This window comes from Psychrobacter sp. PG1 (assembly GCF_014897815.1).
GTDB lineage: Bacteria > Pseudomonadota > Gammaproteobacteria > Pseudomonadales > Moraxellaceae > Psychrobacter.
The window spans coordinates 34,836-61,280 of record NZ_JABUZG010000041.1 but is presented as its reverse complement, the minus strand read 5'-3'; the positions used below and the strand labels follow the sequence as shown (position 1 = coordinate 61,280).

Below are 26,445 nucleotides of genomic sequence, written 5' to 3'. Positions count from 1 at the left end.
ATTGTAACTATTATTTATGGCTTAACCAATTGAAGACATGCCCTAGTATTGAATAAAGCTTTTTTTTATCAAAGCTTGACGTTATTAATCCAGCCACGCATAGGGGTGATAATATGCATAGGCTTTATAACCAATATAGCCGACAATCATCAATAAACCACCGACGATAAATAACCAAGTGGTGAGGTGTTCCCACGAACAATCATCAAAACGGTCATTAAATGCCGCCGAAATACTGGCGATGAAAAGAATGATGCAACCCAATAGCAATATCAGTGTTGACGTGAGCTCATAACTATCTACGCTAAAGTGCAGCATACAAGAATCCATGAATAAAATTTATCTTACTTTAACGAGTTCATTAACCGAGAGAGGTGAAATATTCATGAAGTATTGCTATATTTGGTGGTGATTTTTGCCATTTTCCACTGTTAATGCTATTTAGCTTAATAGCATTCTGCGCAAAGCAGCCGATTCAAACCCATATATACGTAACTCAGCACAAAAAAACCAGCTAAGGCAATGGCTCTTAGCTGGTTTTATTTTATAAAGTTGATGTCAGTTTTTTAACTGTTTTAGACATTTTTACCGTGTTGCTTTTGCTGAATATCTTTTGCAAGCTTGTAACACTCATTGATGTGGTCATTGGCGATTTTTTTGAAAATCATATAGCCCATTGTAGCAGCAACCATTTGACCCCCTAGTGGGATAAATTTCGTTACTTGTTTAGCAGCGATACGACCACCGAAGCCTTGTACGGTCTTTTTAACAATACCACGTGTCGCCATCAACCCTGCAAAATCGACAGTACGATCTTTTAATGCGCCCCAATGAATGGCTCGTGATTCTAAATCAACTGCTGCCTTACGGTCTTCAAGTAAGCCAAATCGTTCGCTAATGTCAGGTAATAGTTGAGTAAGCATACCTGCATCTACTGCAACATCAAAAAATGGCACAGGAACGATGGCAACACCAGCAGAATATTTGGCGCGTTTTTTAACCAACTTTTGACATTCCTTTTTTACTTGTTCGAGATCCAAGCTAGGGTCAATGGTATTTGGTAGTTTTTCAGCCAGTGGTGTGGTTTTCATAAAACATCCTTATAAATGGTTAAAATAAAAAATCAAATAAAAAATCTCAATAGATAGCAAGTATCTCAGTTGTTTACCATTTTATGGATTTCTGAGCGGCATACAATCATTGCTTTGTAGCAAAATGCAGAAAAATGCAGTCGCTATGCACCGTTTTTGTAAATGAAATATTATGCGTATAATATGCACAGAGTATGAATTATTTGCTCCATGCTAGTATTAAAATATGGCTTATCACAATGTACTGCAACAAAAAACGATAAACCAAGCCACCAAAAATTGTCATTGTGACCCTCTGCCAAAGCCAGTAGAATATGCACATGCTAAATTTAACCCCCCGTTATACCAGCACTCGCATCGACGAGTTGCCCGCCGCGCTGCAACCACTTGCCGCCCAATCATTGACGCTTGCCCGCTTATACGCAGGTCGCGGCATTACTCGACCTGATGAGCTAGAGACGCAACTCTCTGCGCTATTGCCAGCCGAAATGCTGCATGGTGTCACCGAAGCAGTGCGTCTATTAGACGTCGCCATCGATGCCGGTCAGCGTATCCTTATCGTGGGTGATTTTGACTGTGATGGTGCGACCAGTACCGCATTGATGATGCGTGCGCTCACAAAAATGGGCGCAGTCGTTGACTTTTTAGTGCCTGACCGTTTTAAGTATGGCTATGGTTTGACACCAGAAATTGTCGAATTGGGTATTGAGAAGTATCATCCTGAGGTGATAGTGACTGTTGATAATGGTATCTCAAGCCATGAAGGCGTGGCTCGTGCGCAAGCCGATGGCATCACTGTGATTATTACTGATCATCATTTGACGACTAAAGAAACACCGCCTGCGGAGGCTGTGGTTAATCCCAATCAGCTTGATTGTCACTTTAGCAGTAAAGCGCTCGTAGGGGTGGGCGTGGCATTTTATGTGCTTGGACGCTTAGCCAAGCTGCGCCGCGAAGCCGGTAAATCTACCGTGCAAGTGAGTCAATATTTGGATTTGGTGGCATTAGGGACGATTGCTGACGTTGGGGTGCTTGATAAAAACAATCGCATTTTAGTGCATCATGGACTGGCGGCTATCCGCCAAGGGCGCTGCTCGCTCGGTATCTTGGCACTCCTTGAACAAGCAGGGCGAGATCCTAAGCAGTTGCAGGCACAGGATTTTGGGTTTGTCTTAGGACCTCGTATCAATGCCGCTGGTCGTATGGACAATATGCGCATCGGTATTGAGTGTTTGTTGACGGATGACTGGAGTACGGCGCAGCGCTTGGCGCAAGAGCTTGAACAGTTAAACCGAACGCGTCGGCAGGTAGAAGGTGAGATGCGCGCGCAAGCGGATAACATCGTACAGACATTAGCCGCTGCGGATACAGACATGGACGATGAGGCTACGGCGGATAACCATGAAAGCGGCGATGTTATTATTCAAAATAGATCTGAGAAAAAGACGAATAATAATCATAAACGCAGTATCGTTTTATACCAAGATGATTGGCATCAAGGCGTCATCGGCATCGTCGCTGGACGGTTAAAAGAAAGTCATTATTTGCCAAGTATCGTCTTTGCGCCCGCGGATACAGAGCGTACCAGTGACGATGACCTTATCAAAGGCTCGGCGCGTTCTATCGCTGGCGTGCACATTCGTGATGCGATTGAGCAGGTTGCCGAGCGCCATCCTGATTTAATCAGTCATTTTGGTGGTCATGCGATGGCAGCAGGCTTAACGATCAACCGTCGTAATTTTGATGGGTTTGTTATGGCTTTTAATGACGTCATGGCACAGATGGATAATGAAGTGTTTGCCGAGCAAAAACTCACTGATGGTGCGTTGCAGGCGAGTGACTTTAGCTTGTGGTTTGCTGAACACCTAGCTGATGCCAATATTTGGGGTCATGGCTTTGCACCGCCAATATTTGACGGGGTCTTTGAAGTGTTAAGCTTTAAGATATTAAAAGACAAGCACCTTAAACTGTCGCTGCGTTACCCTGATGTGCAATATCCGATTGAAGCAATTTATTTTAACTTTGATAGCGAGAGATGGGATTATCGTGCAGAAAAAGTGCATGTATTATTTCAGCTAGACATCAACGAGTGGAACGGCAAACAAAGTCTACAGTTGATGGTAAGGGATTTAGCAGTGGTACAGGAATGATGGCATTATCTTATTATAAGATACTTAATAAGTAGCAAATATAGCGTCGACTTTGTTTAAGGTTGACGCTTTTTTAGTATTTCCATTCGATGGTTGGAAACTGCCAGTCATAACGAATAGCGAGCATGCGTAAGGTAAAAATCGTACCCATAGTAGCGATGTCAGCAATCCAAGCTGTCACACCCAGATTGTGTAGTGCGAAATAGAGGATGCCGCCAGCCAAGGCTGCCGAAATATAAATCTCTTGCTGCAACACCAGCGGAATCTCATTGCAGATCATATCGCGGATAATACCGCCGACAATAATGGTGATCACCCCAAGTAATAATGCCACGGGCACATTTGCACCCATACTATCGGCAACCTTGATACCGATTAAGGTAAAAACTGATAGTCCAATAGTATCTGAGAGTTTGAGGAACTTATTAACGCGTTTAGAGTTGGGGTGAAAGAATATTTGCATCCCTAATGAAGAGAGGGTGATAACAGTCAGGTAGCTCATATCCACCATCCAAAATAGTGGATGGCGATCTAAAATGACATCACGCACAGTGCCACCACCGATAGCGGTGACAATAGACACCAGTAAACAACCAAAAACATCGAAATTTTTGTGTTTTGCCAGTATCGTGCCTGAAATACTACAAGCGATAATACCAATCATATCAAAAAGGTAAATGAGAGAGCGTGGGTCAAACGTAGTGATTAGTGCTGAAGGGTTCAATGCGATAGCCAGCATGAGCAAATCTCACTAAGTTTGTATGATGATTGTCTGATTATTATAAGCCAATGCAGTAGAGCTTAGGGCTTGTTCTCATTTTAAAAATAGTGATAAAAATGAGATAAATTGCCGTCAAACAAGGAAAGAAGCGCAAATAATATTGAGATATTAAGAAGCTATTTGACGATGTTTGGCAAAATTTAGCTATTCTTAGGCCATTTAGAAAGTAAACGATTGAATTGAGAACACGCTCTAGTGTTTAAACCATATATATCGGTCTTATTTCACCAAACGTATAGAAGGCAGGTGCCAATCAAAACGCAATGCTAGCATCCGTACAGCAAAGATAACGCCCAGCATAACAAACTCGTTCAACCCAGCATTTACACCCAAACGATCAAGCAGCAGATAAGTGATCGAACCTACAATACTAGCAGAGATATAAATCTCGCGTTGAAGTAACAGTGGTATCTCATTACAGATGATATCGCGTAGCAGACCACCAATAATAGCCGTCCAAACCCCCATCATAATAGCGATAATAGCTGACATATCTTGTGTCAATGCTATCTTAAAACCGATCACGCTAAAAGCCGCCAACCCAATGGCATCAAACAGCTTCAATGCCTTATCAATCTTATGATATAGATGAAAGAATATTTGTAAAATAAGCGATGTCACTGTGATGACGATCACATAATTGAGGTCAGTCATCCAAAAGAGCGGATGACGGTCTAGCGCCATATCACGTAGTGTACCGCCGCCGATAGCATTGACCATCGCAACCAAGATACAGCCAGCAATATCAAAGCCTTTGTGCTGTGCCAGCAGTGTACCTGCGATCGCACAAGCAATCACACCAACCATATCTAATAAATATAATAAAATATCAGGAAAAATTAAATCATTAACCATGATTATATTACCAATATAATGGCCATCAAAATAGATTGGCTGTGCTGGACTAGGTTAGTTTTGAAGTTGTTTATATCAATAATTTAAATAGAGTTAACCTAATTTTAGATAGTAGTTTAGCCATCTTTTGCAAATAGAATAAGCCCAATGATAATCAGAGCAATACCTATTAAGCCCATCGCTGATGGCAGGGTATTATTGAGCAATAGCATACCGCCAATTAAGGCAAATATCACTTCACTTGCCTGAGTGGCATCAACCCCAGCCACTTCGCTTGAAGTTTCCGCTTTTTCACGGGCATATAAAAAGATACTGGTTGCCGCCACGCCTGCCAATAGAGCCACAAGTAAGGTATTGAATACCTGCTTAGTATCAGGCAAATCCGGATGAACGATAAAACCCAAAACCAACCAAAATGGCAGACTGCCCAAGGTCATTAACCATACTTTGTTAAAGGCATTTTGTAGCAGGGTGGTTTTGATAGCAGGTATACGTGCGATTAAAGTTTGCAGCACAGAGCTCGGCAAGGTTTGAGTGGGGTGGTTAAGGTTTAAGGAATCGACCGCGTCCGCCGTATAACTCATATCGGCTGACAATGCAGGTGCTTCTGTAATAAGTGAGGTTGTTTTTTTACTAATCTCGTTGGCTTGGATATCAATTTTTTGAGTGCTAGTAGGCTCGGCACTACGCTTGCGCGCATTGTAAGATACCTGCCAAACCAACTGGTTACCAATGGGATAGCTAAAGGCGGCTATTAGGGCAGGCACGGCACCATAAAGCAGCATATCTTTCATAGGCACTGCATCAGCATCTAGCAAAGAAGCGGCATGCAGTCCTTCACTGATATTGACCAGTACCACACCGGCAAATACTAATAATGCATATGCAATGAATTTTTTATCAAAACGTTGTCCGAATGCTAGCAAAACGAGTAGACTTGCGACCACTGTAAACATAAAGGTCGCGGCAACTACCCAGCCTGCGACATGATCGGCCGCGTAGCATATTCCTGTATAAAAAACTCCAAAACCAATACTGCCAGTAATACACCAAAAGCCCCAATGTTGACGGAATATAGTCATTAGCTCTGTAATACGCCCAAAACCATGCTGCATAATTATAATAGCCGTGAGTATTAGCCACATAAATGCATAGCGAAGGCTAGCTGACCAAAACCAATGCCCACCAGCCGCACTCATAACTTCGTTTAACACAAACGTCGAGCTAAAAAATGCCCCCGATAATAAGCCCAATAAAATGAGTTTGACCATACCTATATTCCTATCCTTGGGTCGCTATTTATGTTGAATATCCATTTAGATGATTGGACTATTATTTGCCTTTAGCATCTGCCCAGATGATTTTATGCAGTTGCAATTGGAAGCGTACGGGCAGCGCGTCAGCCAACATCCATTCTGCAAGTTCGCGCGCCAACAAAGGTACATCGGGGCTGACTTCGTCGTCGATATCCTCTGCGACATTAAACATCGGAGAGAACCAAACCGTTCCGACCAAATCGTTTAGCTCATGCTCGATCAACATGGCTTTTGCCCAGTCGTAATCAGTACGGTTCATGATGACAAACTTGATTTGGTCGTGCTGAGTGAGGTAGTCCAGGTTTGACCATAGATTCTTATCGACTTCGCCTGAGCTTGGCGTTTTGAGATCCATGACTTTACTGACCGCTTTTGGCACGTTTGCTACCGTGAGCGCGCCTGCGGTTTCAAGCGAGATTTCATAACCGTCGTTCAGTAAACGCTTCATTAGCTCAATGGCGTTCGGCTGAGCTAAAGGCTCGCCGCCAGTCAGACAAATACGCTTGCAAGGATAGCTTTTGATGGTCTCTATAATGGTTTCTAGCGACTGCCGCTCGCCGCCAGTAAAGGCGTATTCAGTATCGCAATAGACACAGCGAAGTGGACAGCCAGTCAAGCGTACAAATATCGTTGGCAAGCCTGAGGTCAGCGCTTCACCTTGCAAAGAATAAAAAATTTCTGTCAAACGTAGACCCGCTTCAGGATCAGTGACAGGAATGGCGGCGGTGCGTAATAGTGATTCACTCATAATATGTCAAATACAGTTAAAGATTGCTAATGGGATGAGGCATTTATCAACGGTAATAAAAAGGCAAGTTCTGGTATGGGCGTTTTGCGTTTGGATAAAGCCAAACCAAAAAAAGGGATTATAACGCACCACCCTCTATTAAGCTGCAAAAAAGACGCTGAAGTTTTCTTCAGCGTCTTTAATAAAGAGGATCTGTCGCTGTCCGTACGGTTTGGGTACGAGACTCTAAGTATTAAAAATACTAAGCTAAACGTAATAACTCATTGACTGATGTTTTAGCGCGGGTTTGTGCATCGACTTTTTTGACGATGATAGCAGCATATAAGCTATGCGTACCATCTTCTGAAGGTAAGCTACCCGGTACAACAACAGAGCCTGCTGGTACACGGCCACGATGAATCTCACCCGTTTCGCGATCATAAATGCGCGTTGATTGACCAATAAATACACCCATCGAGATAACAGCGCCTTCTTCGACGATTACGCCTTCAACGATTTCAGAACGTGCACCAATGAAGCAGTTGTCCTCAATGATAGTTGGATTCGCTTGCAATGGCTCTAATACGCCGCCGATACCAACGCCACCTGATAAATGCACATTTTTACCAATTTGGGCACATGAACCCACGGTCGCCCACGTATCTACCATCGCGCCTTGATCGACATACGCGCCGATGTTGACATACGACGGCATCAATACTGCACCAGCTGCGATGAAAGAGCCTTTACGAGCAACGGCTGGTGGTACAACGCGTACGCCAGCTTCTTTGAACTGTGCTTCGGTCCAGTTGGCAAACTTAGTCGGCACTTTGTCATAGAATTGCACATGTTCGCCCGCTGCCTGAACATAGTTGTCGTTTAAGCGAAAAGAGAGCAAAACGGCTTTTTTTGCCCACTGGTTCACGACCCATTCGCCATCCTTTTTTTCTGCAACGCGCAATGTGCCGTTATCTAGTTGCTCAAGTACTTGATTAATAGCATCACGCACGTCCTGTGGCATCGTGCTTGGGCTGTATTCGTTGCGTTTTTCAAAGGCTTGTTCGATGGTTTGTTGTAATGACATAAAGGTTCCTAAAGTTAGTGGAAGGTAAAGCATATATTATCGTGAAATAACTCGCATGACTTGGCGTAAAAACTTGCTTGCCGTATTGTCGCTAATTTGGCGACTTTTAGCAAACAAGTTGACCGCTGCTGTTAATTATCTGAGCTATGGCTTTCTATCCATTCTAAGATATCTTTATAAACTGTTTGGTGGTCTTTTTCATGCAAAGGCTCATGACGCATGTTTGGGTAGAGTTGGATATCTACTTGACTGAAATTTTGCTTGTTTAAGCGCGTGACAATTTTGCGGATGCCGTTACCCATATCTCCAATAGGATCATCTTCGCCGCTGATAAATAGCATCGGGAAGTTTTTTGGAATAGTCATTGCCCAGCCTTTGTTTAAGCCAGTTTCCATCAGAAAGAATAATGTCATAAAGCCATTATTGGTGAAATCAAAGCCCGTTAAGGGATCTGCTTCATAGGCTTCAATGGCGGCAGGATTTTCAGTTAACCATGCAAATTCTGATGAAGAGATGCGATCTTCAAGCTTACTATTCAAGACTTTATTCATCACCTTGGCAAACATTGCATTTGGTTTTTTGGGTGCTACTTTTGCCAGTACTTTATTGACTGGGAGTAGTACTTTAGTCAAGGGGTTGGCATCTGCTGTACCCATCAAAATAGCACCTGTAAAATTGTGTGCATGGTGCTTTAGGACATTACGCACAATAAACGAGCCCATAGAGTGACCCATTACAAAGTGTGGCACGTCAGGATGGCGGTTTTTTAAGCTATCTGCCATGACAATGACGTCTTTTAGCAGGGACTGTACTGGATGCTCTTCACCAAAAAAACCTAAATCTGCTGATGTTTTGACGGTCTTTCCATGTCCCAAATGGTCATAAGTTGCCACTGCGATACCATTATCCGCTAAAAACTGAGCGAAGTCTGCGTAACGTCCGCTATGCTCTGCCATACCGTGGACAATCAGTAACGTGGCTTTTACCACTGTGTTTTCATGGCTTGGTTCAAAAAAATCATGATGCAAGTAATGAATATTATCGGAAGAGAGAATGTGGTCGTTACCTGTATCGGTGTTGGTACTCATATAGGGTTCCTTAAACAGTTTTAATGAATGTTTTTAATAAATAGTTTCAATGGTTCATCATCTTAATAAATAGCAGGCATGACAATTTGAAATCGCCTGCTAAAATTTGGCTTATTATACGGCGCTTACCATGAGCTATTGTACTGGACGTTGGTAAATCGTTTGACCTTCTTTAATGGTTGTGATGACTTTGATGTCTTTGAGCTTGCTTGCCTCTATGGTTAACGGGTTGGCATCCAAGATAACCAAATCAGCCAGTTTCCCTGGCGTCAAAGTGCCTTTGCTGTCTTCTTCAAAATACTCATAAGCGGCATTGCTGGTAATGGCCTTTAACGCTTGATACGGCGTCGCTCGCTCATTTTTACCAATGATTTTACCTGAGCGTGAAGTGCGATTGACTGCTGACCAGACTGTAAATAGCGGGTCGACAGGTGTCACTGTGTCATCAGAGTGATTGGTGTATTTAAGTCCCATTCTATCAGCAGTGGCAATCGGGCTTGAAAAGTCGGCACGTTTTTTACCTAAGTTTTTAACGTGTACATCTCCCCAAAAGTAAGTATGGTTGGTAAAGAAGGACGGCACCATATTGTATTTTTTGAATGCGGCTAGCTGATCAGGTCGGGCAAATTGAGCATGAATGGGCACAGTACGGCGATCTTTATCAGCTGCTTGACCAGTCTTTTTGACCGCATACTCGTGTGCCTTGATGAGCATATCGGTTGCGCCATCACCATTATTATGGATAAAGAGCTGATTGTCACGAGCATAGGCTTTGACAAACATCTCGTTCAGTTCATCTGGGCTGACACTTGGTAGACCGCGGCAGTCCTTTTCACAATCTGGAACTGGCGTGAGATAAGGTTGGCTAAAATAGGCGGTCTTGCCTTGTGGCGAGCCATCTGCAACGATTTTGGTACCCTGTACTTTAAAACCGTTTTTATAGGTTTTCCATACGAAGTTTTTATCAGCCAAATTCTCATCTAAGTCACTCACTCCTGCCAGTGCGACCAAGTCAATTTTAAGTTTACCTGCATCGGCTTGTTTTTGAAAAAACTGAATGGTATTACGAGCTGTCGAACCGTTATGCGCCGTCGTTATGCCATTCTTTGCATAATAATCTTGCGTCTGCTCAAAGAATTTGTCTTGATTCGGCGCTAACACTTCTAGCATATTGCGCACGAACGGATACATCGCCGTTTCTTGTACGAGACCGTTTGGTTCATTAGAGCCTTTAATTCGAGCAATATTACCGCCTGCTGGATTTTTACTGTCAGCAGTGATGTTCATCATGGCCAGCGCCTTGCTATTTGCCACGCCCATGTGACCACTTGTGTGTTGTAAATACACTGGATTGTTTGGCAATACTTTATCAATTTCACTTTTGGTCGGATGACGCCCCTCAGTGAGCTGAGTTTCATCATAACCCCAACCAAATATCCAATCGCCATCAGCAATGTTATTGTCCACTTTATAATCTTTTAGCGTTTGCATCATTTTGGGAATACTATCGACTTGACCGATAGGCGGCGGGTTGAGATTGACCTGACCCATGGTGTTCGACACCATATCAAAATGACTGTGCGGATCGATAAAGCTGGGTAATAAGGTTTTATCTTGTAGATTAATCTGCGCGGCATTTTTATATTTCGATTGCGCCTCTTGTAAATTGCCCACATAGGCAATCTTGCCCGCTTGGGTGACTAAGGCTTCAGCCATTTGCGGCTGATCACCCTCCATCGTGATGATGTTGCCATTGTAATAGACAGTTGCTGAGTTGCTCATATCCTTGGGCGCGGTCTGCATGGTAGTGCAACCTATGACACTCATTAATCCAATGCTCAGTACAGTTGGTTTTAGTAATGTGCTCATATTCATTACGTTATCTTTAAAGGTGATTTGATGCTTACATCCGTGTGTCATAAGCATTGGTACGTGGTGGGCTTTCTATATTCTAAAAGTATTCATATTTTATCAGTGAATGTTGTTTTAAAAGATAGGAATGTTGCAACCAATTTAGCGATAAAGCCTTGTGCGGTCAATGCTATTTAAGAGTTTTGCACTGACAACTGTGGTATTGCCAATTGGATGAGAAGGTCGATCTATAAAGCTGCTGAATATAATATCTTAAAAGCCAAATTGACAAGTGCTGTATGACATCCTACGAGACGTCATGCTCATTTGGCATAAAAGGTGAAAATTAAGATATTAGTTGTCAATACTGTTTCACAATCAGGTATGATTAATTAGATAAAACACAAAGTGATAAGTCTAAAAATGAGATGATAATTTTATGAAATAGTCATAAAAAGCAATTGCTTGCGTGTGAGTTTTTCTTTTTTAACCTTTTATTTTTGCGTTATTACTCTTGCTTTAGAGGTACTACCAGCGGGGTTTTATACCATTATGAAATCAACTATCGAATTACTCGAGCACACGGATTTCCCAGCGCTCAAACGTCGTGAGTTAACCACGCTACAGGTAAATATGGGTTACTTATTCAATATGTCTTGTGTGCATTGTCATGTGGCTGCCATTCCTTACCGCACAGAGATGATGTCGCGTGAACTTGTTGAGTTGATTCTAGAAGTCTTGCAGGCACAAAATATCGAGACGCTTGATTTAACGGGCGGTGCGCCTGAGATGCACGAAGACTTTAAGTATTTGGTTACAGCCGCACGTGCCTTGGGTGTAACAGTAATTGATCGCTGTAATCTGACTATCCTGATGGAAGAAGGCTTTGAGGACATGGCGCAGTTTTTGGCAGACAATGCGGTCGAAGTAATGGCTTCTCTGCCATGTTATTCATTAGAAAATGTCGATAAGCAGCGCGGTAAAGGCGCATTTGATGACAGTATATTGGGATTGCATAAACTCAATGCGCTTGGCTACGGCAAGAAAGGGTCAGAACTCACGCTGAACCTTGTCTATAACCCGCAAGGTGCGACGCTGCCGCCCAATCAACAGCAGCTTGAAGCAGATTATAAGCGCGAGTTAAAAGCGCATTTTGATATCGAATTTCATCAGTTATTTGCCTTGACCAATATGCCCATTCAGCGTTTTGGTGCGGTGCTATTGGCTAAAAACCAATTCTATCCCTATATGGATTTGCTCAAAGCCAATTATGTGGCCGCCAATTTAACCGAAGTCATGTGCCGATCGACCATTAGTGTCAATTGGTTAGGAGAGTTGTTTGATTGTGACTTTAACCAGCAATTAGAGATTCCAGTGCCCAACAAGTCCCGTCGGCATCTAAGCGATTTGTTAACGCAAAATCCTACTGGCGATGACATTGCCATTGCAGATCATTGCTATGGCTGTACGGCAGGGCAAGGAAGTAGCTGCGGTGGTGCGCTAGAAGAAGAGACAATAGATCAGACGATAGAAAAAACATCATCGATTTAAATGGAGTAACTCATGTCAGTATTGAATAGCCGAAGACCTAATAGTCCAAGATTGAATAGTAAAAGTCTTTTTTTAAGCAGTGGTTTATTAATCAAAACGGCAGTGACCACTTCTATACTGTTAGCCAGTATGGCAAGTTATGCGGATTTTAATCACAGCACTTGGGATAGTTTACTGAATAAAAACGTTACTATGACCAATGGTGGCAAAGCCTCAGTCGTTAATTATAACGGTATGAAAGCGGATCAAAGCAAACTTGATAGCTACATGGCGGCGACTGGTAAAATCAGCCAGTCGGAATTTAACGCTTGGAGCAAAGATGAGCAATTAGCATTTTTGATTAACGTCTATAATGCTGGAACGGTAGAGCTGGTTTTGACCAAATATCCTAACATCAAGTCGATTAAAGATATTGGTGGAATATTTGGTTCGCCATGGAAACAGGATTTCGTCACGCTATTAGGCAAAAAGCGCTCGCTTGATGACATCGAGCACAATCTAATCCGTGGCTCTAAACGCTACAACGAACCGCGTATTCACTTTGCAGTGAACTGTGCGAGCATCGGCTGTCCTGCGCTATTAAATGATGCTTTTACAGGGCGTAAATTAGATAAACAATTAGAGCAAGTGACGAGTAAATTCCTCGCGGATAGTAGTCGTAATCGTCTCAAAGGTAATACGTTAGAGATATCGCCAATTTTTAAATGGTATAAAGAAGACTTTGAAACCAACTGGCGTGGTACTAATGATTTAGAAGGGTTTTTGGCTCGTTACAGCTCGTCTTTAGGGCTTAATAAGTCGCAAACGGCTGAGCTAAAAGCAGGAAAAGTGAAGATTGGTTATACCGATTATAATTGGAGCCTTAATAAGAAATAATGGTAACAACAAGTAAGAGTACTGCTAACTATGACGGCTATGGCAACGGTTTCTATCATTATTACAGTACTCAATGAGGTAGATAATTTGCCTTTATTGTTTGATAATATCAATAGGCTAAATCCAAACCCGCAGCAAGTGATACTGGTCGATGGTGGTTCAAACGATGATTCTATTGGCATAATCCAAAGTTTTATTAATGAGTTAAAGCCTGATAATGATTGTAAAATTGATTGGCAAATGACTGAGTCTAAAGCAGGGCGCGCTGCAAATGAATACAGGCGCAGCGTTAGCAACTAGCGATGTATTACTATTTTTGCATGCCGATACGCAATTGCCAATGAACGCTATAGAGAGTGTTTCTGAAGCGATGAAACGGGCAGAATGGGGACGTTTTGATGTGCAAATAGCCAGTCGTCAACCGACACTGCGATTGGTCAGTCAAATGATTAATTGGCGCTCACGGTTGAGCGGAATCGCGACAGGCGACCAAGCTATTTTTATTAGCCAGTCTTTATTTAAGCAAATCGGTGGCTATCCTAACCAAGCGTTGATGGAAGATGTCGAGCTTTGCAAACAGTTAAAAGGTATTGCTAAACCTGCTTGTTTAAAAAGTAAAGTCATCACATCAGCAAGACGCTGGCAACAGCATGGCACTTGGCGGACGATTATTTTGATGTGGCATCTACGTTTTGATTATTGGCGCGGCGTATCAGCTGATAATATCAAAGCGCGTTATTATAAATAAAAGAATAAGCTCTTACCATGAATCAAAACCAACAAACTTGTATTATCCTCTTTGCCAAGTTCCCCGCACAGGGCATGGCAAAAACGCGCTTGCAGCCAGCTCTTGGTATTGAAGGTGCCGCGCAAATGGGGCATAAACTACTATTGCATAGTATAGAGCAAGCAGTCGCTACCGGCTTTACGGTTGAGTTATGTGTTAGTCCTGCGCCAACTGATCCTTGCTGGCAAACGCTTGGTTTGCCTGACTCGCTGCAATGGTCAGCACAAGCAGAGGGAGACTTGGGTTTACGTATGTTAATCGCCAGTCGGCAAGCATTAGCACGTTTCGAGCACGTTATCTTGATAGGTACGGACTGTCCTAGTCTTACAACCATTCGTATTCGACAGGCTGCCCAGCAGTTAGAAACACAAGATAGCGTCATGATTCCTGCTTTTGATGGTGGCTATGCACTGTTTGGTTTTAAGCAAGTTGCTGCTCGTTTATTTAGCACTATCGAATGGAGTACGGCGAGCGTCGCAAAGGTTACTCAACAGCGCTTGGCAGAATTGAGCTGGTCTGTAGCGTTGTTAGCACCTTTGCCTGATATTGATGAGCCTGAAGATTTGCGGTACTTACCAAATGGCTGGCTTGATGGTTATAAAGTTATTGAGAATTGAGAATGCCTTATCATTTAGGGTTTTTAGGTATGAAAAAATCATCGAGCTATTTTGTTGACCCTATTAGGTTGATTATAGTTCGATGGCTTTTTGGTAATCATAAACTGGTATGGCTAAGGCAATAATGCTGAAAGTCTGGTTTTAGTCTCTTCATTCATCGCCTCAACAGGCGTGACTAACGCTTGAGCTAAAGCTGTATGGGCAATAGAGTCAGGCTGTTCTACAGCGAGTAGGGCGACCGCCTGCTTAATCACTGCTTGAGCGTTTTCAGCATTTTTCATTAGGTTTCTTATGGCATAGTCTGCACTAACGGTTTCTTCGGTAGGGTGCCAACTATCAAAGTCTGTGACCAATGCGAGCGTTGCGTAAGCCATACTCGCTTCACGAGCAAGCTTAGCCTCTGGCATATTGGTCATACCAATGATGTCCGCTTGCATCTGTCGATACCAGTGTGACTCTGCACGAGTGGAGAACTGCGGCCCTTCGATACAGATATAAGTGGCTTTTGCATGACATTGACCTTCGGCTATCTGCGCCTGAGTATAAGCACGCGTTAGAATATCCGCGACTTTAGGACATAAAGGATCAGCCATCGCGACGTGTGCCACTGCGCCTTCCCCAAAGAAACTGCTGTTTCGATACTTAGTCATATCGATCATTTGATCGGGAATGACCATATCTAAGGGCTTAAGCGCTTCTCTTAGCGACCCCACTGCCGATACCGAAATGACGTAACGTACGCCCAAATTTTTGAGGGCATAAATATTGGCACGATAAGGCACTTCGGAAGGGGTGAATTTGTGACCTTGACCATGACGAGTTAGAAAGGCGACCTTTACGCCATTTAATTCACCTAAGACAATATCATCAGAAGGTGTACCGTAAGGCGTCGATATGCTGACACTATGTTTATTGGTTAAATCTTGCATCTGATAAAGACCACTACCGCCAATGATGGCGATATCGGCAGATACTAATGCTGATACTGCCGCTGACTTTTCTACACTAGATATTGTCATAAAGGTTTTCCCTATTTTTAGAGTAACAGATAACGTTGCCAAGATATGTGGTGACGAATTTATAAATTTAGACGGGATCTACTTTAAGTGAGCTGCCTTACAAGATAACGGCTTAGGGTTTATATATAAAATATAATCAATCCTACAGTATGGTAAAAGTGCATTAAGAGCTACCATCTAGTCATTTTATATCAGTATTTTTTTGTCAAATAACAAATAGTCTCGTTTATATTTAGATGATTATAAAGGTTTACAATAGACACAGACTTTGGTTAAATGAATTATATTATGAAACATTGTTCCGCATAGCAAGACTATATTTGGCTATTGATTCATTACAAGAACTGCTGCGCCTTTACTTAAATAGCTTCGCATATAAAGTGTGAGTGTAGAGGGAATCTGGATGGCAGTTTATTTATAGCAAGAATTGCTATATTATTACAGGTCTGTAACGCATCACTATTGATATATTGATGCCGTTAAGTGTATTAACTCGATTATTTCAAGGATGAATTCAATGCTCAACTCTCTAAAATCTCCGTTACTTTTATCAGCAATGTTAAGCGCCACTTTAGGTCTGACAGCATGCTCATCACCAAGTTCAGAAAGTACAGACAGTACGGCAACAGATAGCGCTGCTACTGACACTGCCGCCGACAAACTGGATACCAAGTTTCTGACCATCGCCACTGGCGGAGCATCTGGCCCTTATAACATCATCGGCACTTCATTATCAGAAGTCTATGTCAAAACCTTTGGGGTCAACTCAAAAACACAAACTACTGGGGCTTCAGTCGAAAATGTCAATCTATTGACCCAAGGTAAAGTCGATATGGTATTGGCGCTTAGTGATGTAGTCACCGACGCGGTCGAAGGCAAAAACAACTTTGATAAGCCAATAACCAACATCCAACAGATTGCAGTCTTGTACCCTAATGTGGTGCAAATTGTCACCACCAAAAAATCTGGCATCAAAAATATTGAAGACTTACGTGGTAAGCGCATCGCTGTGGGCGATCAAGGCTCTGGCACAGAAGTAAATGCTCGGACGCTATTAGAAGGGTTTGGTATCACATATGATGACGTTACCGTTGATTATTTAGGCTTTGCGGAAGCAGCGGACGGTATGAAAGCGGGTAAAATTGAAGCGGCTTTCTTTAGTAGTGGTCTGCCAAACTCTTCATTGATGGAGCTAGAGCAGGGCTTAGACTTACAGTTGATCACCATCAATCAAGACAAGCTACAAGAAATCATTGCGACTAAGCCTTACTTTAAGACCTTTGAGATTCCTGCTGGCACTTATGGCAATGACGCCGCGATTCCAACCGCAGCAATCATGAATGCTCTATTGGTTAGCTCTGAGTTGTCTGAAGCAGATGGTTACAAGCTGACCAAAGCGTTATTTGACAATTTAGACGGTCTAAAAACAGCGCACCAAGCGGCTAATGATATTAGCTTAGCAACCGCTCGTGAAGGTATGGTCGCACCTATCCATCCTGGCGCTAAAAAGTACTATGATGAGCAAGCAGCTAAATAAGCGTTTAGGGTTATTGATTGGCGTGGCAGGCATTGCCGCGCTGGTTTTTTTTACGCTATGGCATCTCTTTGTCCGTCAGCCTGTGGTGGAAGTGCGTGTCGCAGGCATCGATGGTGCTAATGATAAAGTTTGCTATTTTGTCGAGCCAAATTTTCAACTGCGCTGGATACACTCTGTAGAAAAACAATGGTGGGAAGAGCAATACCAACGTATAGACAGCAGTAGTACAGAAGACGCTGCATTGCTTCTGACCACCACTTATTTTGAAGCTTTTGGGGCGGGCACACCCTCAACCGAAGCGCTTGCTACGATACAAAAACCTGGCTATCTGGGTTATCAAATCAATGAGAAATTGCCTAAGCTCAATTGGGTGGTCTCACGGCTTACCAAAGGTGAGATTGACTATGGTAACTACCAGATGCTCATTCATCGCTGGGTGCCAGACTATTCTGAAGTAACGATCATGCCGAAAACGTATGGTTTCATTGATAGATTTAACAAGGATTTGTGTCATGAACTCCCAAGTGATGGATCACAATAATGTGACAACGATGTCAGATAACCATATCAATAACGACTTGCCTATACATTCCAACACGGATGCTGATACTCAGGTCGACGCTGAACTCGAGGAGCAAGCCCACAATAAAGCCATATTAGAAAAGTATGATAGAGAATCCATCACAAGGCACATCACTCAAGGGCCAGTGAAGTATTTTATCGCTGGACTTTGCATTTTATATTCACTGTTTCATTTATATATCACCTTTAATCCCATGCCAGCGCTGCTACAGCGCTCTGTACACGTGGGCGTTGGTTTTGCCTTAATTTTCTTAATTTTCCCCGCAAGTAAAAAAAGCAGCCGTCAGCGCGTTGCATGGTATGACTGGATTTGGTTTGCCCTTTCATTGTCTGGCATGGCTTATCTGATATATGAATATCAAGATATCGTGACCTCACGTGGCGGTATGGCCAATCAGATGGATGTGATATTTTCGCTGATTACGGTGGTCTGCGTATTAGAAGGCAGTCGCCGTATCACAGGTTGGATTTTACCGATATTGGCAGGGATATTTTTGGCGTATCCGTTTGTCAGCCACTTAGACTTTATGCCCGATAGGCTGCTGACTCGTCCTTATGATATGGGTGATATCTTTGGTCAATTATTCCTAAAAACCGAAGGCTTATACTCTGTTGCGATTGGTGCATCGGTCACTTTTATCTTTTTATTCATTCTTTTTGGTGCATTCTTAGCGCGCTCGGGAATGGGGCAGCTGTTTAATGATTTGGCATTGGCAATCGCCGGTCATAAAAAGGGAGGTCCGGCAAAAGTAGCGGTGATTTCTAGTGGTTTTATGGGCAGTATTAATGGCTCTGCTTTGTCAAATGTGGTCAGTACTGGTGCCTTTACCATTCCGCTCATGAAAAAGGTTGGTTACCACAAAGATTTTGCCGGTGCCGTTGAGGCAAGTGCCTCTGTTGGCGGGCAAATATTACCGCCAATTATGGGCGCGAGTGCCTTTATCATGGCGGAGACAACAGGCTTGCCGTATAGCACAATTGCGTTGGCGGCCTTATTGCCAGCGATATTGTATTATCTGGGCGTCATTGCGCAGGTGCATTTTCGCGCTGGTCGTCGTGATCTAAAAGGTATCGCTAAAGAAAGCTTGCCAGCCGTGAAAGAAGTGTTAAAAGCCCGCGGTCATATGCTGCTACCGATTGTATTTTTGATTTTCTTATTAATCAGAAATGTGCCCGTCGGATATGCAGCGGCTTATACCATTGGTTTTACTGTCGTGGTTAGTATGCTGCGAAAAGAGACCAGGATGGGTTTCTCTGACATTTTGGGGGCATTAGAAGATGGTGCACGCCAATCGCTCGCGGTAATGGCTGCCTGTGCAGTCGTCGGTATTATCATCGGAGTCGTGAGTCTAACCAGCTTTGGAACGGTGATGACCTCATCAATTGTCACACTTGGTGCAGGGTCGTTATTTTTCACACTTATTTTGACCATGCTTGCCTCGATGGTATTGGGCATGGGACTGCCGTCTATTCCTGCCTATATTATTACGGCAACGATGGCAGCACCAGCCTTAGCTGGCTTTGATATTCCAATTTTGTCGGCGCACATGTTTGTTTTCTACTTTGGTATTTTTGCCAATATTACACCGCCTGTGTGTCTAGCCGCCTTTGCTGGTGCGGGCATATCTGGTGGCGATCCGATGAAGACAGGATTTTTATCGCTCAAACTGGCACTCGCCGGATTTATCGTGCCGTTTATGTTTATCTATAGTCCAGCGATGTTAATGATTGATCCTACTGGGCTTGCGGTAACTGCTAAGGACTTCCCGCTACCACCTATTATCGATATTATCACGGTAGTATTGACGTCAATTACGGGTGTTATCGCACTTAGTGCAGCATTAGAGGGTTATTTTAAAAGCGATATGAGCCCAGTAACACGCGTTGTTTTGGCAATCGGAGCTTTGCTGTTAATCTATCCTGGAATAACGACTGGTCTAGTGGGTGGCATGATCGTTATTGCTATCGCCATCCTTAATACTAGAAACAGTGGCGAGCCAACGCCCACTTTAACCATTTAAGACGTTGCGGTTGAAGGTTTTAAAAATCTATTAAAGCTAAAAAAAGGGTGAATAACATAAAATGTTATTCACCCTTTTTACATGCTCAACTTAATTTTTAAGCATTAGCTCATTAAACCCCGACACTTAGCAGCCAAGTTTGCCTTCTGCTGCCAATGCTTTTTTACTACGGATTGGCGCTGGGCAGTCTTCGCCGTAATATTGACGATCGGCAAAGTAGCTTGAGCGTACCATTGGGCCTGCCCAAATGTTAAAGAAGCCAATTTTTTTACCATAATCCATATAACGCTGGAACTCGTCTGGATGGACATAACGATCGACAGGCGCGTGGTTTTTACTAGGTTGCAGATACTGACCAACCGTAATCATATCCACATTGTGCGCTTTTAGGTCATCAAGCAAAGCATAAATCTCTTCTTCAGTCTCACCAAGGCCAACCATAAAACCGCACTTGGTCGCGATATCAGGGCGACGCTCTTTATAGAGTTTGAGCAAATCTAACGAATGCTGATAGTCAGAACCTGGACGGAAGGCTTTATATAAACGAGGCACGGTTTCGATGTTATGGTTAAAGACATCTGGCGGTGTTTCAGTTAACAAGTCTAGCGCGATATCCATACGACCACGGAAATCAGGCACCAATATTTCAATGAGGCAATTCGGGCTAAGTGCGCGAGATTCATTGAGCACTTCAACGAAATGCATCGCGCCGCCATCTTTTAGATCGTCACGATCCACAGAGGTGATTACCGCATACTTAAGCTGCAAACCTAAAATAGTCTCGGCAGTGTGACGCGGCTCATCTGCATCTAGCTCATTAGGACGACCATGACCGACGTCACAGAACGGACAGCGACGGGTACAGATATCACCCATAATCATAAAGGTCGCCGTACCATCAGCGAAGCACTGCGGTAGGTTAGGGCAGGCCGCTTCCTCACAGACGGTATAGAGCTTTTGCTCACGCAAGGTGGCTTTGATACGAGCTACTTCAGCGGGCGAAGACATTTTAACCCGAATCCAATCTGGCTTTTTCTTGGCCTCGATGGTCGGAATCACTTTAATTGGGATACGAGCAACTTTATCGTAGCCACGTAGCTTTTCGCCTTGAATGGCTTTTTTAGGTTTGACCTTAGCAGCAGGCACATGTGTTTGTACGGCAGTTGTCATAATAAAGTATCTCTTAACCCTTTATAGTATAAGGGTTTATGGAATTATTAGAATGTGTTGTGAGTGAGGACATTATAGCAGAAACTTAGGGGCTAATTTTCAATGAATAATGTTTAACTGATCATTTTGAGGTGGATCATTAAGGCTACTATGGTTTGTCTCGCAACCATAGTTTTAAATATCTATATCAATATTTAACTCATTCAGGGTTTCTATGGCAGCACGAAACGCTTCTTGAGTGGCAGGTGCCCCGCAATAAGACAAGCTGTGCATTAATACTTCTCGAATTTCAGCGACACTTGCGCCATTATTGATGGCACCTCGAATGTGCCCTTTTAGCTCAGTGGGGCTTTTTTGTGCAATTAAAAAAGCAATGGTGATTAAGGAGCGGTATTTGCGCGGTAATACTGAGTCATCTTGCCAAGTGCTGCCCCAAGCGTGTTCGATAATCCAGTCTTGTAATGGTTGGGTAAATCCAGTCGTGCTGTCAAGCGAGCGTTTGACATGTGCCTCACCCATCACGTCAGTGCGAACTTTGAGACCGTTTTGATAATTAGCGTTACTCTTTATATTACTGTTTTCCATGTCGCTGTTTTCTCTACTTTTGTTTTCCACTGCACTACTATCCATATCATTATCCTTAATGTTTATTCGTTTAGTATATGGTTAATAAAAGCTGTTTTTTCAAGCGTTATTTTTCTAAGTGATATTTTCTCTAAGCTATCGTATCAAGATGATATTTTATCAAATAATATCCTATAAAGCGTCTAGCAGTCACCGCGTATTTATTTAATCATAAATCGAGCGGTGCTTGACTAAAATGACAAGCTATATATCGATTGTGCAAGGCTGCTCAATCATATTGTTGATGGTACTATTTATATAATAAATGTTCAATATGAGCCCTTTATAACCGCTTTATGAGCCTTTTAAAGGCTGAGCCATTAACATTTAGGGCATTTTAAGCTATGATTGCACCAATAATTATTCCATCTAGTATATAGACGCAGGCGGTCATGCTGACTACCCACGTAATGTACTAATACTCCCAACTGACGAGGACGACTATTGTGTTAGAAGCTTATCGTAAACATGTCGAAGAACGTGCTGAGCTAGGAACGGTTCCGCTACCACTGAATGAAAAACAAGTAGCAGAGTTGGTCGAACTACTAAAGAATCCACCAGCAGGCGAAGATGCGTTCTTGATGAACCTGCTAGAAAACCGTATTCCTGCTGGCGTTGACCAAGCGGCTTACGTTAAAGCGGCGTTTTTAGCAGCGATTCTTAAGGGTGAAACCTCTTCACCACTTATTAGCAAGCAAAAAGCCGTTCAAATACTAGGCACGATGCAAGGTGGCTACAACGTTCAACCATTGGTTGCTGCACTGGATGACGCGGAAGTGGCACAAGATGCTGCTGAAGCGTTGAAAAAGACATTACTGGTGTTTGACGCGTTCAATGACGTGACTGAAAAAGCAGAAGCGGGCAATGCTATCGCTAAAGAAGTGGTTCAATCTTGGGCTGACGCTGAATGGTTCTTGAACCGTGATGCTGTACCAGCAAAGACGACTTACACGACGTTTAAAGTGACTGGCGAAACCAACACCGATGACTTGTCGCCTGCGCAAGATGCGTGGAGCCGCCCTGATATCCCATTGCATTCATTGGCTATGCACAAAAACTCTCGCGACGGCATCACTGCTGACGAAGAGGGCGTTGTCGGTCCAATGAAGCAAATCGAAGCGTTAAAAGAAAAAGGCCATCCACTCGCTTATGTTGGTGACGTGGTAGGTACAGGCTCTAGCCGTAAATCTGCGACCAACTCAGTATTGTGGCTCATGGGCGATGATATCCCGAACGTGCCAAACAAACGTGGCGGCGGTCTAGTACTTGGTAACAATATTGCGCCTATCTTCTTTAACACCATGGAAGATTCTGGCGCATTGCCAATCGAAAAAGTAGCCGTTGATAATCTAAACATGGGTGATGTGTTTGACATCTATCCGTATGAAGGCAAAATCACTAAGCATGATTCAGATGAAGTGTTGTCTACGTTCAAATTGAACTCACCAACATTGCTTGATGAAGTTCGTGCTGGCGGTCGTATTCCTTTAATCGTTGGTCGTGGTTTGACCAATCGTGCCCGCGCATACATGGGTCTTGGACATTCAGATATCTTTGCTAAGCCAGAAGAGCCAGTTGATACGGGCAAAGGTTTTACCCTAGCGCAAAAAATGGTCGGTAAAGCTTGTGGTTTAGAAGGCGTACGTCCTGGTATGTACTGTGAACCAAAAATGACCACTGTTGGTAGCCAAGATACTACAGGTCCTATGACCCGTGATGAGCTAAAAGATCTAGCATGTTTGGGCTTCCAAGCAGACTTAGTCATGCAGTCATTCTGTCATACGGCTGCTTATCCAAAGCCAGTTGACGTTGAGACTCAGCACACGCTACCTGACTTTATTATGAACCGTGGCGGCGTAAGCTTACGTCCGGGCGATGGTATTATCCATAGCTGGTTGAACCGTATGCTTCTTCCAGATACCGTTGGTACTGGCGGTGACTCGCATACTCGTTTCCCAATGGGTATCTCGTTCCCAGCAGGTTCTGGTCTAGTGGCATTTGCAGCAGCGACTGGTGTTATGCCACTTGATATGCCTGAATCTGTCCGTGTCCGCTTCGTTGGCGAACGTCAGGCTGGTATCACGTTGCGTGACTTGGTTCATGCGATCCCTTATCAAGCGATCAAAGAAGGTCTATTGACCGTTGATAAGAAAGGCAAAATCAACGAGTTTAATGGTCGTATCTTAGAGATCGAAGGTCTAGAAGACTTGACCGCTGAGCAAGCATTTGAGTTATCTGATGCCTCAGCTGAGCGTAGTGCTGCTGGTTGTACCATCACTTTGTCTGAAGCGTCAGTGACTGAGTACTTAAACTCAAACATTACCCTTCTAAAATGGATGATCTCAGAAGGCTATGGCGATGCGCGTACTATCAGCCGTCGTATCGAGCAGATGCAAGAATGGCTAGCGAACCCAAGCCTATTACGCGCTGATGCTGATGCTGAATACGCCATCGATATGACTATCGATATGAGCACTATCAAAGAGCCTATCCTTTGCTGCCCGAACGATCCAGACGATGCAAAAACGTTGGCTGATGTCGCCGGCGATACCATTGATGAAGTGTTCATTGGTTCATGTATGACTAACATCGGTCATTTCCGCGCTGCGGGTAAACTGCTACAAGACGTACCAGCAGGTAGTTTGAAAACTCGTCTATGGATTGCGCCGCCGACTAAGATGGATGCGCGTCAGTTGATGGAAGAGGGTTACTACAACATCTACGCTCAAGCCGGCGCTCGTACTGAGATGCCAGGTTGTTCGCTATGTATGGGTAACCAAGCACGTATCGCACCGAAGTCTACTGCGGTATCGACGTCTACTCGTAACTTCCCGAACCGTTTGGGTCAAGGCGCTAACGTATATCTAGCTTCTGCCGAGCTTGCAGCAGTCGCAGCGGTACTTGGTAAATTGCCAACCAACGAAGAATATCAGCAGTATGCTGGTATGCTTGATAGCATGGGCGAGGAAGTGTATCAGTACATGAACTTCGATCGTATGGATTCTTATACTGAAGAAGCCGACAAAATTAACGTTGCTCAGTTGACCTAGTTTTGGTTAAATCTTAAGTTAAAAATTTTTAAGTTATAAAAAAACCCCGTATCGTGATGATGCGGGGTTTTTTGTTTTCAATATCAATAATGCATTTAACTATAATCACGACAGGAGTTGTCGTAATAGACATACGTCTGTACTCAAAATTCTTAAAATATATGTATAATCAAGAAATAAAATTGTCATAGGAATTAAGATGAGTTTTTCAATAGAAATACTATTAGGATTTTCAGCAGTGATAGCAGCTATTACTGTACCACTCATTATCTATTTCCTGCAAAAAAGTAAAAGGAGATTGGCTTATGAAGTTGTTTCAAATGCACAGTTAGTTGGAGTTAAAAGTGAGGTTCAAAATAAGATTAAAATTTATTATGAAAATAAACTTGTTGAAAATGTACATCTAGTATCAATTAGAATCATCAATAGTGGTAACCAACCTATTTCAATAGACGATTTTGCGAGACCAATCAGTATACAACTCGGCAGTAATACAAACATTTTGACATCTGAAGTGTTAGGATTAAATCCCAAAGACTTAGATGTAAGTATTTTGAAAATGCAAAATAGCGTCGAAATTCAACCTCTGTTACTTAATCCAAATGACAGCCTTACTCTAAACATTCTTATAAGTGACTATAGAGGAGGTTTAGAAGTTTCTGCTAGAGTTAGAGGAATTAGCAATATTGAAATTTATAGAAAACCTGAGTCTATAAAAAGTATATTCTTATTTTCATTAGTCGTTTTACTGTTAATTTTAAACTTTTTTAACGCTGTATTTAAGAATAAAATTGGAAGTTTTTTTGGCTTAGATAACCAAAATCTAGCATTGATACTTTTGGGCCCTATCATTATATTTATGTGCTATACGATGGCAAGCCTCTTGTATCAAGTCATTAAGGATTTTCTTATAAGGAAAGTTAGAGAGGTTTATTCTGAAGAAAGTAAGGAATGATCTATCTATAAAATATTAGGTATTTCTCTAGATAGGATTTATATAAATTGTTTACACTTCAAAGTGCTTTATTGAGTCTCTTACTACGATAAGTGTACTGGCTGATTTTTTAACCTATCTTCTGTATAATATAAGGGCAGGCGGAAACCGTGGCTCTGTACTGAATCTATCTTTTCTATCTCGGGACGGACCGATACTTTGACATGCACCTTGCTGTTTAAATACAGGTGCTTTGGAGTCTTGGTTGATGACCTTATCACCGCTCAAACGTCGTCTGACATATGTGATTATCTTTGAGATTATCGCTATCATTTCTTCTACTTTTGTATTGATGAAACTCAGTGGTAGCGACGCGGCAGAATCATTACCAGTTGCTGTGATGGTGTCATTGGCAGCAGTGATTTGGAACTTCTTATACAATACAGCTTTTGAAGCGTGGGAACGTCGTAAGCATGTGGCAAAGCGCACCTTACTCATTCGCAGTGCGCATGCATTAGGGTTTGAAGGCGGATTGGTATTGATTTGCTTACCACTTTATATGATTTGGTATGACGTTGGCTTAATCAAAGCTTTTATGATGGAAGCGGCGTTACTGCTATTTTTCTTGGTTTATACCTTTATCTTTACCTTGGGTTTTGACAAGATATTTACCTTACCGCATCACTATAAGACAGCCTCTGATTCTTAAGAGTTAAAAGTGTTACTTAAAGATA

At 42.8% G+C, this 26,445-nt stretch carries 24 protein-coding genes; 12 read left to right on the top strand and 12 right to left on the bottom strand.

Annotated elements, in window-relative coordinates; all coding sequences use genetic code 11:
* Positions 1-84: 84 nt before the first annotated feature.
* Together INT03_RS03385 and INT03_RS03380 are read right to left on the bottom strand one after the other, a co-directional pair.
* Positions 85-318: a hypothetical protein gene (locus INT03_RS03385; RefSeq protein WP_045445299.1), complete on the bottom strand. Its 234-nt coding sequence runs from the start codon at positions 316-318 to the stop codon at positions 85-87.
* 257 nt (positions 319-575) lie between these two features.
* On the bottom strand, positions 576-1,091 hold the full coding sequence (locus INT03_RS03380) for a hypothetical protein (RefSeq protein ID WP_055123847.1): 516 nt from the start codon (positions 1,089-1,091) through the stop codon (positions 576-578).
* Between the two features lie 320 nt (positions 1,092-1,411).
* On the opposite strand from INT03_RS03380, the gene recJ reads away from it, so the two are divergent.
* On the top strand, positions 1,412-3,241 hold the full coding sequence (recJ, locus tag INT03_RS03375) for a single-stranded-DNA-specific exonuclease RecJ (protein ID WP_193007595.1): 1,830 nt from the start codon (positions 1,412-1,414) through the stop codon (positions 3,239-3,241).
* Between the two features lie 73 nt (positions 3,242-3,314).
* Here the strand turns inward: recJ and INT03_RS03370 are convergent, their stop codons facing one another.
* The 7 genes from INT03_RS03370 to INT03_RS03340 all read right to left on the bottom strand — a co-directional run bounded on the left by INT03_RS03370 (position 3,315) and on the right by INT03_RS03340 (position 10,961).
* Positions 3,315-3,980 carry a trimeric intracellular cation channel family protein gene (locus tag INT03_RS03370; RefSeq protein WP_193007593.1) on the bottom strand — a complete coding sequence of 222 codons (666 nt, stop codon included), beginning with the start codon at positions 3,978-3,980 and terminating at the stop codon, positions 3,315-3,317.
* Positions 3,981-4,241: 261 nt separating this feature from the next.
* Positions 4,242-4,877 carry a trimeric intracellular cation channel family protein gene (locus INT03_RS03365; RefSeq protein WP_193007591.1) on the bottom strand — a complete coding sequence of 212 codons (636 nt, stop codon included), beginning with the start codon at positions 4,875-4,877 and terminating at the stop codon, positions 4,242-4,244.
* A gap of 116 nt (positions 4,878-4,993) precedes the next feature.
* Positions 4,994-6,148, bottom strand: a complete 1,155-nt coding sequence (locus INT03_RS03360) for a multidrug resistance efflux transporter family protein (RefSeq protein ID WP_193007589.1) — start codon at positions 6,146-6,148, stop codon at positions 4,994-4,996.
* A 61-nt stretch (positions 6,149-6,209) separates the two neighbouring features.
* The gene (queE, locus tag INT03_RS03355) at positions 6,210-6,941 is read right to left on the bottom strand and encodes a 7-carboxy-7-deazaguanine synthase QueE (protein ID WP_193007588.1); all 732 of its coding nucleotides are present in this window, start codon (positions 6,939-6,941) and stop codon (positions 6,210-6,212) included.
* A gap of 241 nt (positions 6,942-7,182) precedes the next feature.
* Complete coding sequence (gene dapD / locus INT03_RS03350) at positions 7,183-8,004, bottom strand: 2,3,4,5-tetrahydropyridine-2,6-dicarboxylate N-succinyltransferase (protein ID WP_193007586.1); 822 nt, start codon at positions 8,002-8,004, stop codon at positions 7,183-7,185.
* Positions 8,005-8,135: 131 nt separating this feature from the next.
* Positions 8,136-9,092, bottom strand: a complete 957-nt coding sequence (locus INT03_RS03345; protein ID WP_193007583.1) for an alpha/beta fold hydrolase — start codon at positions 9,090-9,092, stop codon at positions 8,136-8,138.
* Between the two features lie 135 nt (positions 9,093-9,227).
* On the bottom strand, positions 9,228-10,961 hold the full coding sequence (locus INT03_RS03340) for an amidohydrolase (RefSeq protein ID WP_193007582.1): 1,734 nt from the start codon (positions 10,959-10,961) through the stop codon (positions 9,228-9,230).
* Positions 10,962-11,495: 534 nt separating this feature from the next.
* Between INT03_RS03340 and arsS the strand changes: the two genes are divergently transcribed.
* From arsS to INT03_RS03320, 5 genes are read left to right on the top strand one after another with little or no spacing between them, the layout of a single operon-like run.
* On the top strand, positions 11,496-12,494 hold the full coding sequence (gene arsS / locus INT03_RS03335; RefSeq protein ID WP_193007580.1) for an arsenosugar biosynthesis radical SAM (seleno)protein ArsS: 999 nt from the start codon (positions 11,496-11,498) through the stop codon (positions 12,492-12,494).
* 12 nt (positions 12,495-12,506) lie between these two features.
* A complete protein-coding gene (locus tag INT03_RS03330; protein ID WP_226950317.1) occupies positions 12,507-13,370 on the top strand; it encodes a DUF547 domain-containing protein in 864 nt (287 codons plus the stop codon).
* A 39-nt stretch (positions 13,371-13,409) separates the two neighbouring features.
* Positions 13,410-13,670, top strand: coding sequence for a glycosyltransferase (locus INT03_RS14905; protein WP_226950316.1), 261 nt, complete (start codon positions 13,410-13,412; stop codon positions 13,668-13,670).
* Positions 13,642-14,118, top strand: coding sequence for a TIGR04283 family arsenosugar biosynthesis glycosyltransferase (locus tag INT03_RS03325; protein ID WP_226950315.1), 477 nt, complete (start codon positions 13,642-13,644; stop codon positions 14,116-14,118). Before INT03_RS14905 ends, INT03_RS03325 begins: the two co-directional genes overlap by 29 nt.
* 17 nt (positions 14,119-14,135) lie before the next feature.
* Complete coding sequence (locus tag INT03_RS03320) at positions 14,136-14,774, top strand: TIGR04282 family arsenosugar biosynthesis glycosyltransferase (protein WP_193007578.1); 639 nt, start codon at positions 14,136-14,138, stop codon at positions 14,772-14,774.
* 113 nt (positions 14,775-14,887) lie between these two features.
* On the opposite strand, the gene mtnP is transcribed toward INT03_RS03320, so the two are convergent.
* A complete protein-coding gene (gene mtnP / locus INT03_RS03315) occupies positions 14,888-15,793 on the bottom strand; it encodes an S-methyl-5'-thioadenosine phosphorylase (protein ID WP_193007576.1) in 906 nt (301 codons plus the stop codon).
* A 517-nt stretch (positions 15,794-16,310) separates the two neighbouring features.
* On the opposite strand from mtnP, the gene INT03_RS03310 reads away from it, so the two are divergent.
* From INT03_RS03310 to INT03_RS03300, 3 genes are read left to right on the top strand one after another with little or no spacing between them, the layout of a single operon-like run.
* On the top strand, positions 16,311-17,330 hold the full coding sequence (locus INT03_RS03310) for a TAXI family TRAP transporter solute-binding subunit (protein ID WP_193007574.1): 1,020 nt from the start codon (positions 16,311-16,313) through the stop codon (positions 17,328-17,330).
* Positions 17,311-17,871, top strand: a complete 561-nt coding sequence (locus tag INT03_RS03305) for a DUF1850 domain-containing protein (RefSeq protein WP_226950314.1) — start codon at positions 17,311-17,313, stop codon at positions 17,869-17,871. The genes INT03_RS03310 and INT03_RS03305 overlap by 20 nt, the downstream gene beginning before the upstream one ends.
* Before the next feature lie 10 nt (positions 17,872-17,881).
* Positions 17,882-19,933, top strand: coding sequence for a TRAP transporter permease (locus INT03_RS03300; RefSeq protein WP_413469131.1), 2,052 nt, complete (start codon positions 17,882-17,884; stop codon positions 19,931-19,933).
* A gap of 126 nt (positions 19,934-20,059) precedes the next feature.
* On the opposite strand, the gene lipA is transcribed toward INT03_RS03300, so the two are convergent.
* Together lipA and INT03_RS03290 are read right to left on the bottom strand one after the other, a co-directional pair.
* Positions 20,060-21,103, bottom strand: a complete 1,044-nt coding sequence (gene lipA, locus INT03_RS03295) for a lipoyl synthase (protein ID WP_055123860.1) — start codon at positions 21,101-21,103, stop codon at positions 20,060-20,062.
* Positions 21,104-21,277: 174 nt separating this feature from the next.
* Positions 21,278-21,688, bottom strand: a complete 411-nt coding sequence (locus tag INT03_RS03290; protein WP_226950320.1) for a carboxymuconolactone decarboxylase family protein — start codon at positions 21,686-21,688, stop codon at positions 21,278-21,280.
* 485 nt (positions 21,689-22,173) lie between these two features.
* Between INT03_RS03290 and acnB the strand changes: the two genes are divergently transcribed.
* The 3 genes from acnB to INT03_RS03275 all read left to right on the top strand — a co-directional run bounded on the left by acnB (position 22,174) and on the right by INT03_RS03275 (position 26,420).
* Positions 22,174-24,777: a bifunctional aconitate hydratase 2/2-methylisocitrate dehydratase gene (gene acnB, locus INT03_RS03285; RefSeq protein ID WP_193007569.1), complete on the top strand. Its 2,604-nt coding sequence runs from the start codon at positions 22,174-22,176 to the stop codon at positions 24,775-24,777.
* Positions 24,778-24,976: 199 nt separating this feature from the next.
* Positions 24,977-25,732 (top strand): hypothetical protein, encoded by a 756-nt coding sequence (locus tag INT03_RS03280; protein WP_193007567.1) that lies wholly within the window; start codon positions 24,977-24,979, stop codon positions 25,730-25,732.
* A gap of 247 nt (positions 25,733-25,979) precedes the next feature.
* Positions 25,980-26,420, top strand: coding sequence for a PACE efflux transporter (locus INT03_RS03275; RefSeq protein WP_109589161.1), 441 nt, complete (start codon positions 25,980-25,982; stop codon positions 26,418-26,420).
* Positions 26,421-26,445 lie beyond the last annotated feature (25 nt).

Excerpts from the sequence above, each read along its gene's own strand:
- INT03_RS03320 (WP_193007578.1), top strand. The coding sequence starts at position 14,136 with ATGAATCAAAACCAACAAACTTGTATTATCCTCTTTGCCAAGTTCCCC.
- INT03_RS03275 (WP_109589161.1), top strand. The coding sequence starts at position 25,980 with ATGACCTTATCACCGCTCAAACGTCGTCTGACATATGTGATTATCTTT.
- INT03_RS03360 (WP_193007589.1), bottom strand. The coding sequence starts at position 6,148 with ATGGTCAAACTCATTTTATTGGGCTTATTATCGGGGGCATTTTTTAGC.
- recJ (WP_193007595.1), top strand. The coding sequence starts at position 1,412 with ATGCTAAATTTAACCCCCCGTTATACCAGCACTCGCATCGACGAGTTG.
- mtnP (WP_193007576.1), bottom strand. The coding sequence starts at position 15,793 with ATGACAATATCTAGTGTAGAAAAGTCAGCGGCAGTATCAGCATTAGTA.
- INT03_RS03290 (WP_226950320.1), bottom strand. The coding sequence starts at position 21,688 with ATGGAAAACAGTAATATAAAGAGTAACGCTAATTATCAAAACGGTCTC.
- INT03_RS03380 (WP_055123847.1), bottom strand. The coding sequence starts at position 1,091 with ATGAAAACCACACCACTGGCTGAAAAACTACCAAATACCATTGACCCT.
- INT03_RS03385 (WP_045445299.1), bottom strand. The coding sequence starts at position 318 with ATGCTGCACTTTAGCGTAGATAGTTATGAGCTCACGTCAACACTGATA.
- INT03_RS03330 (WP_226950317.1), top strand. The coding sequence starts at position 12,507 with ATGTCAGTATTGAATAGCCGAAGACCTAATAGTCCAAGATTGAATAGT.
- arsS (WP_193007580.1), top strand. The coding sequence starts at position 11,496 with ATGAAATCAACTATCGAATTACTCGAGCACACGGATTTCCCAGCGCTC.
- INT03_RS03340 (WP_193007582.1), bottom strand. The coding sequence starts at position 10,961 with ATGAGCACATTACTAAAACCAACTGTACTGAGCATTGGATTAATGAGT.
- queE (WP_193007588.1), bottom strand. The coding sequence starts at position 6,941 with ATGAGTGAATCACTATTACGCACCGCCGCCATTCCTGTCACTGATCCT.
- INT03_RS03325 (WP_226950315.1), top strand. The coding sequence starts at position 13,642 with ATGAATACAGGCGCAGCGTTAGCAACTAGCGATGTATTACTATTTTTG.
- INT03_RS03300 (WP_413469131.1), top strand. The coding sequence starts at position 17,882 with ATGTCAGATAACCATATCAATAACGACTTGCCTATACATTCCAACACG.
- INT03_RS14905 (WP_226950316.1), top strand. The coding sequence starts at position 13,410 with ATGGCAACGGTTTCTATCATTATTACAGTACTCAATGAGGTAGATAAT.
- INT03_RS03305 (WP_226950314.1), top strand. The coding sequence starts at position 17,311 with ATGAGCAAGCAGCTAAATAAGCGTTTAGGGTTATTGATTGGCGTGGCA.
- INT03_RS03280 (WP_193007567.1), top strand. The coding sequence starts at position 24,977 with ATGAGTTTTTCAATAGAAATACTATTAGGATTTTCAGCAGTGATAGCA.
- INT03_RS03345 (WP_193007583.1), bottom strand. The coding sequence starts at position 9,092 with ATGAGTACCAACACCGATACAGGTAACGACCACATTCTCTCTTCCGAT.
- dapD (WP_193007586.1), bottom strand. The coding sequence starts at position 8,004 with ATGTCATTACAACAAACCATCGAACAAGCCTTTGAAAAACGCAACGAA.
- INT03_RS03310 (WP_193007574.1), top strand. The coding sequence starts at position 16,311 with ATGCTCAACTCTCTAAAATCTCCGTTACTTTTATCAGCAATGTTAAGC.
- INT03_RS03365 (WP_193007591.1), bottom strand. The coding sequence starts at position 4,877 with ATGGTTAATGATTTAATTTTTCCTGATATTTTATTATATTTATTAGAT.
- lipA (WP_055123860.1), bottom strand. The coding sequence starts at position 21,103 with ATGACAACTGCCGTACAAACACATGTGCCTGCTGCTAAGGTCAAACCT.
- INT03_RS03370 (WP_193007593.1), bottom strand. The coding sequence starts at position 3,980 with ATGCTGGCTATCGCATTGAACCCTTCAGCACTAATCACTACGTTTGAC.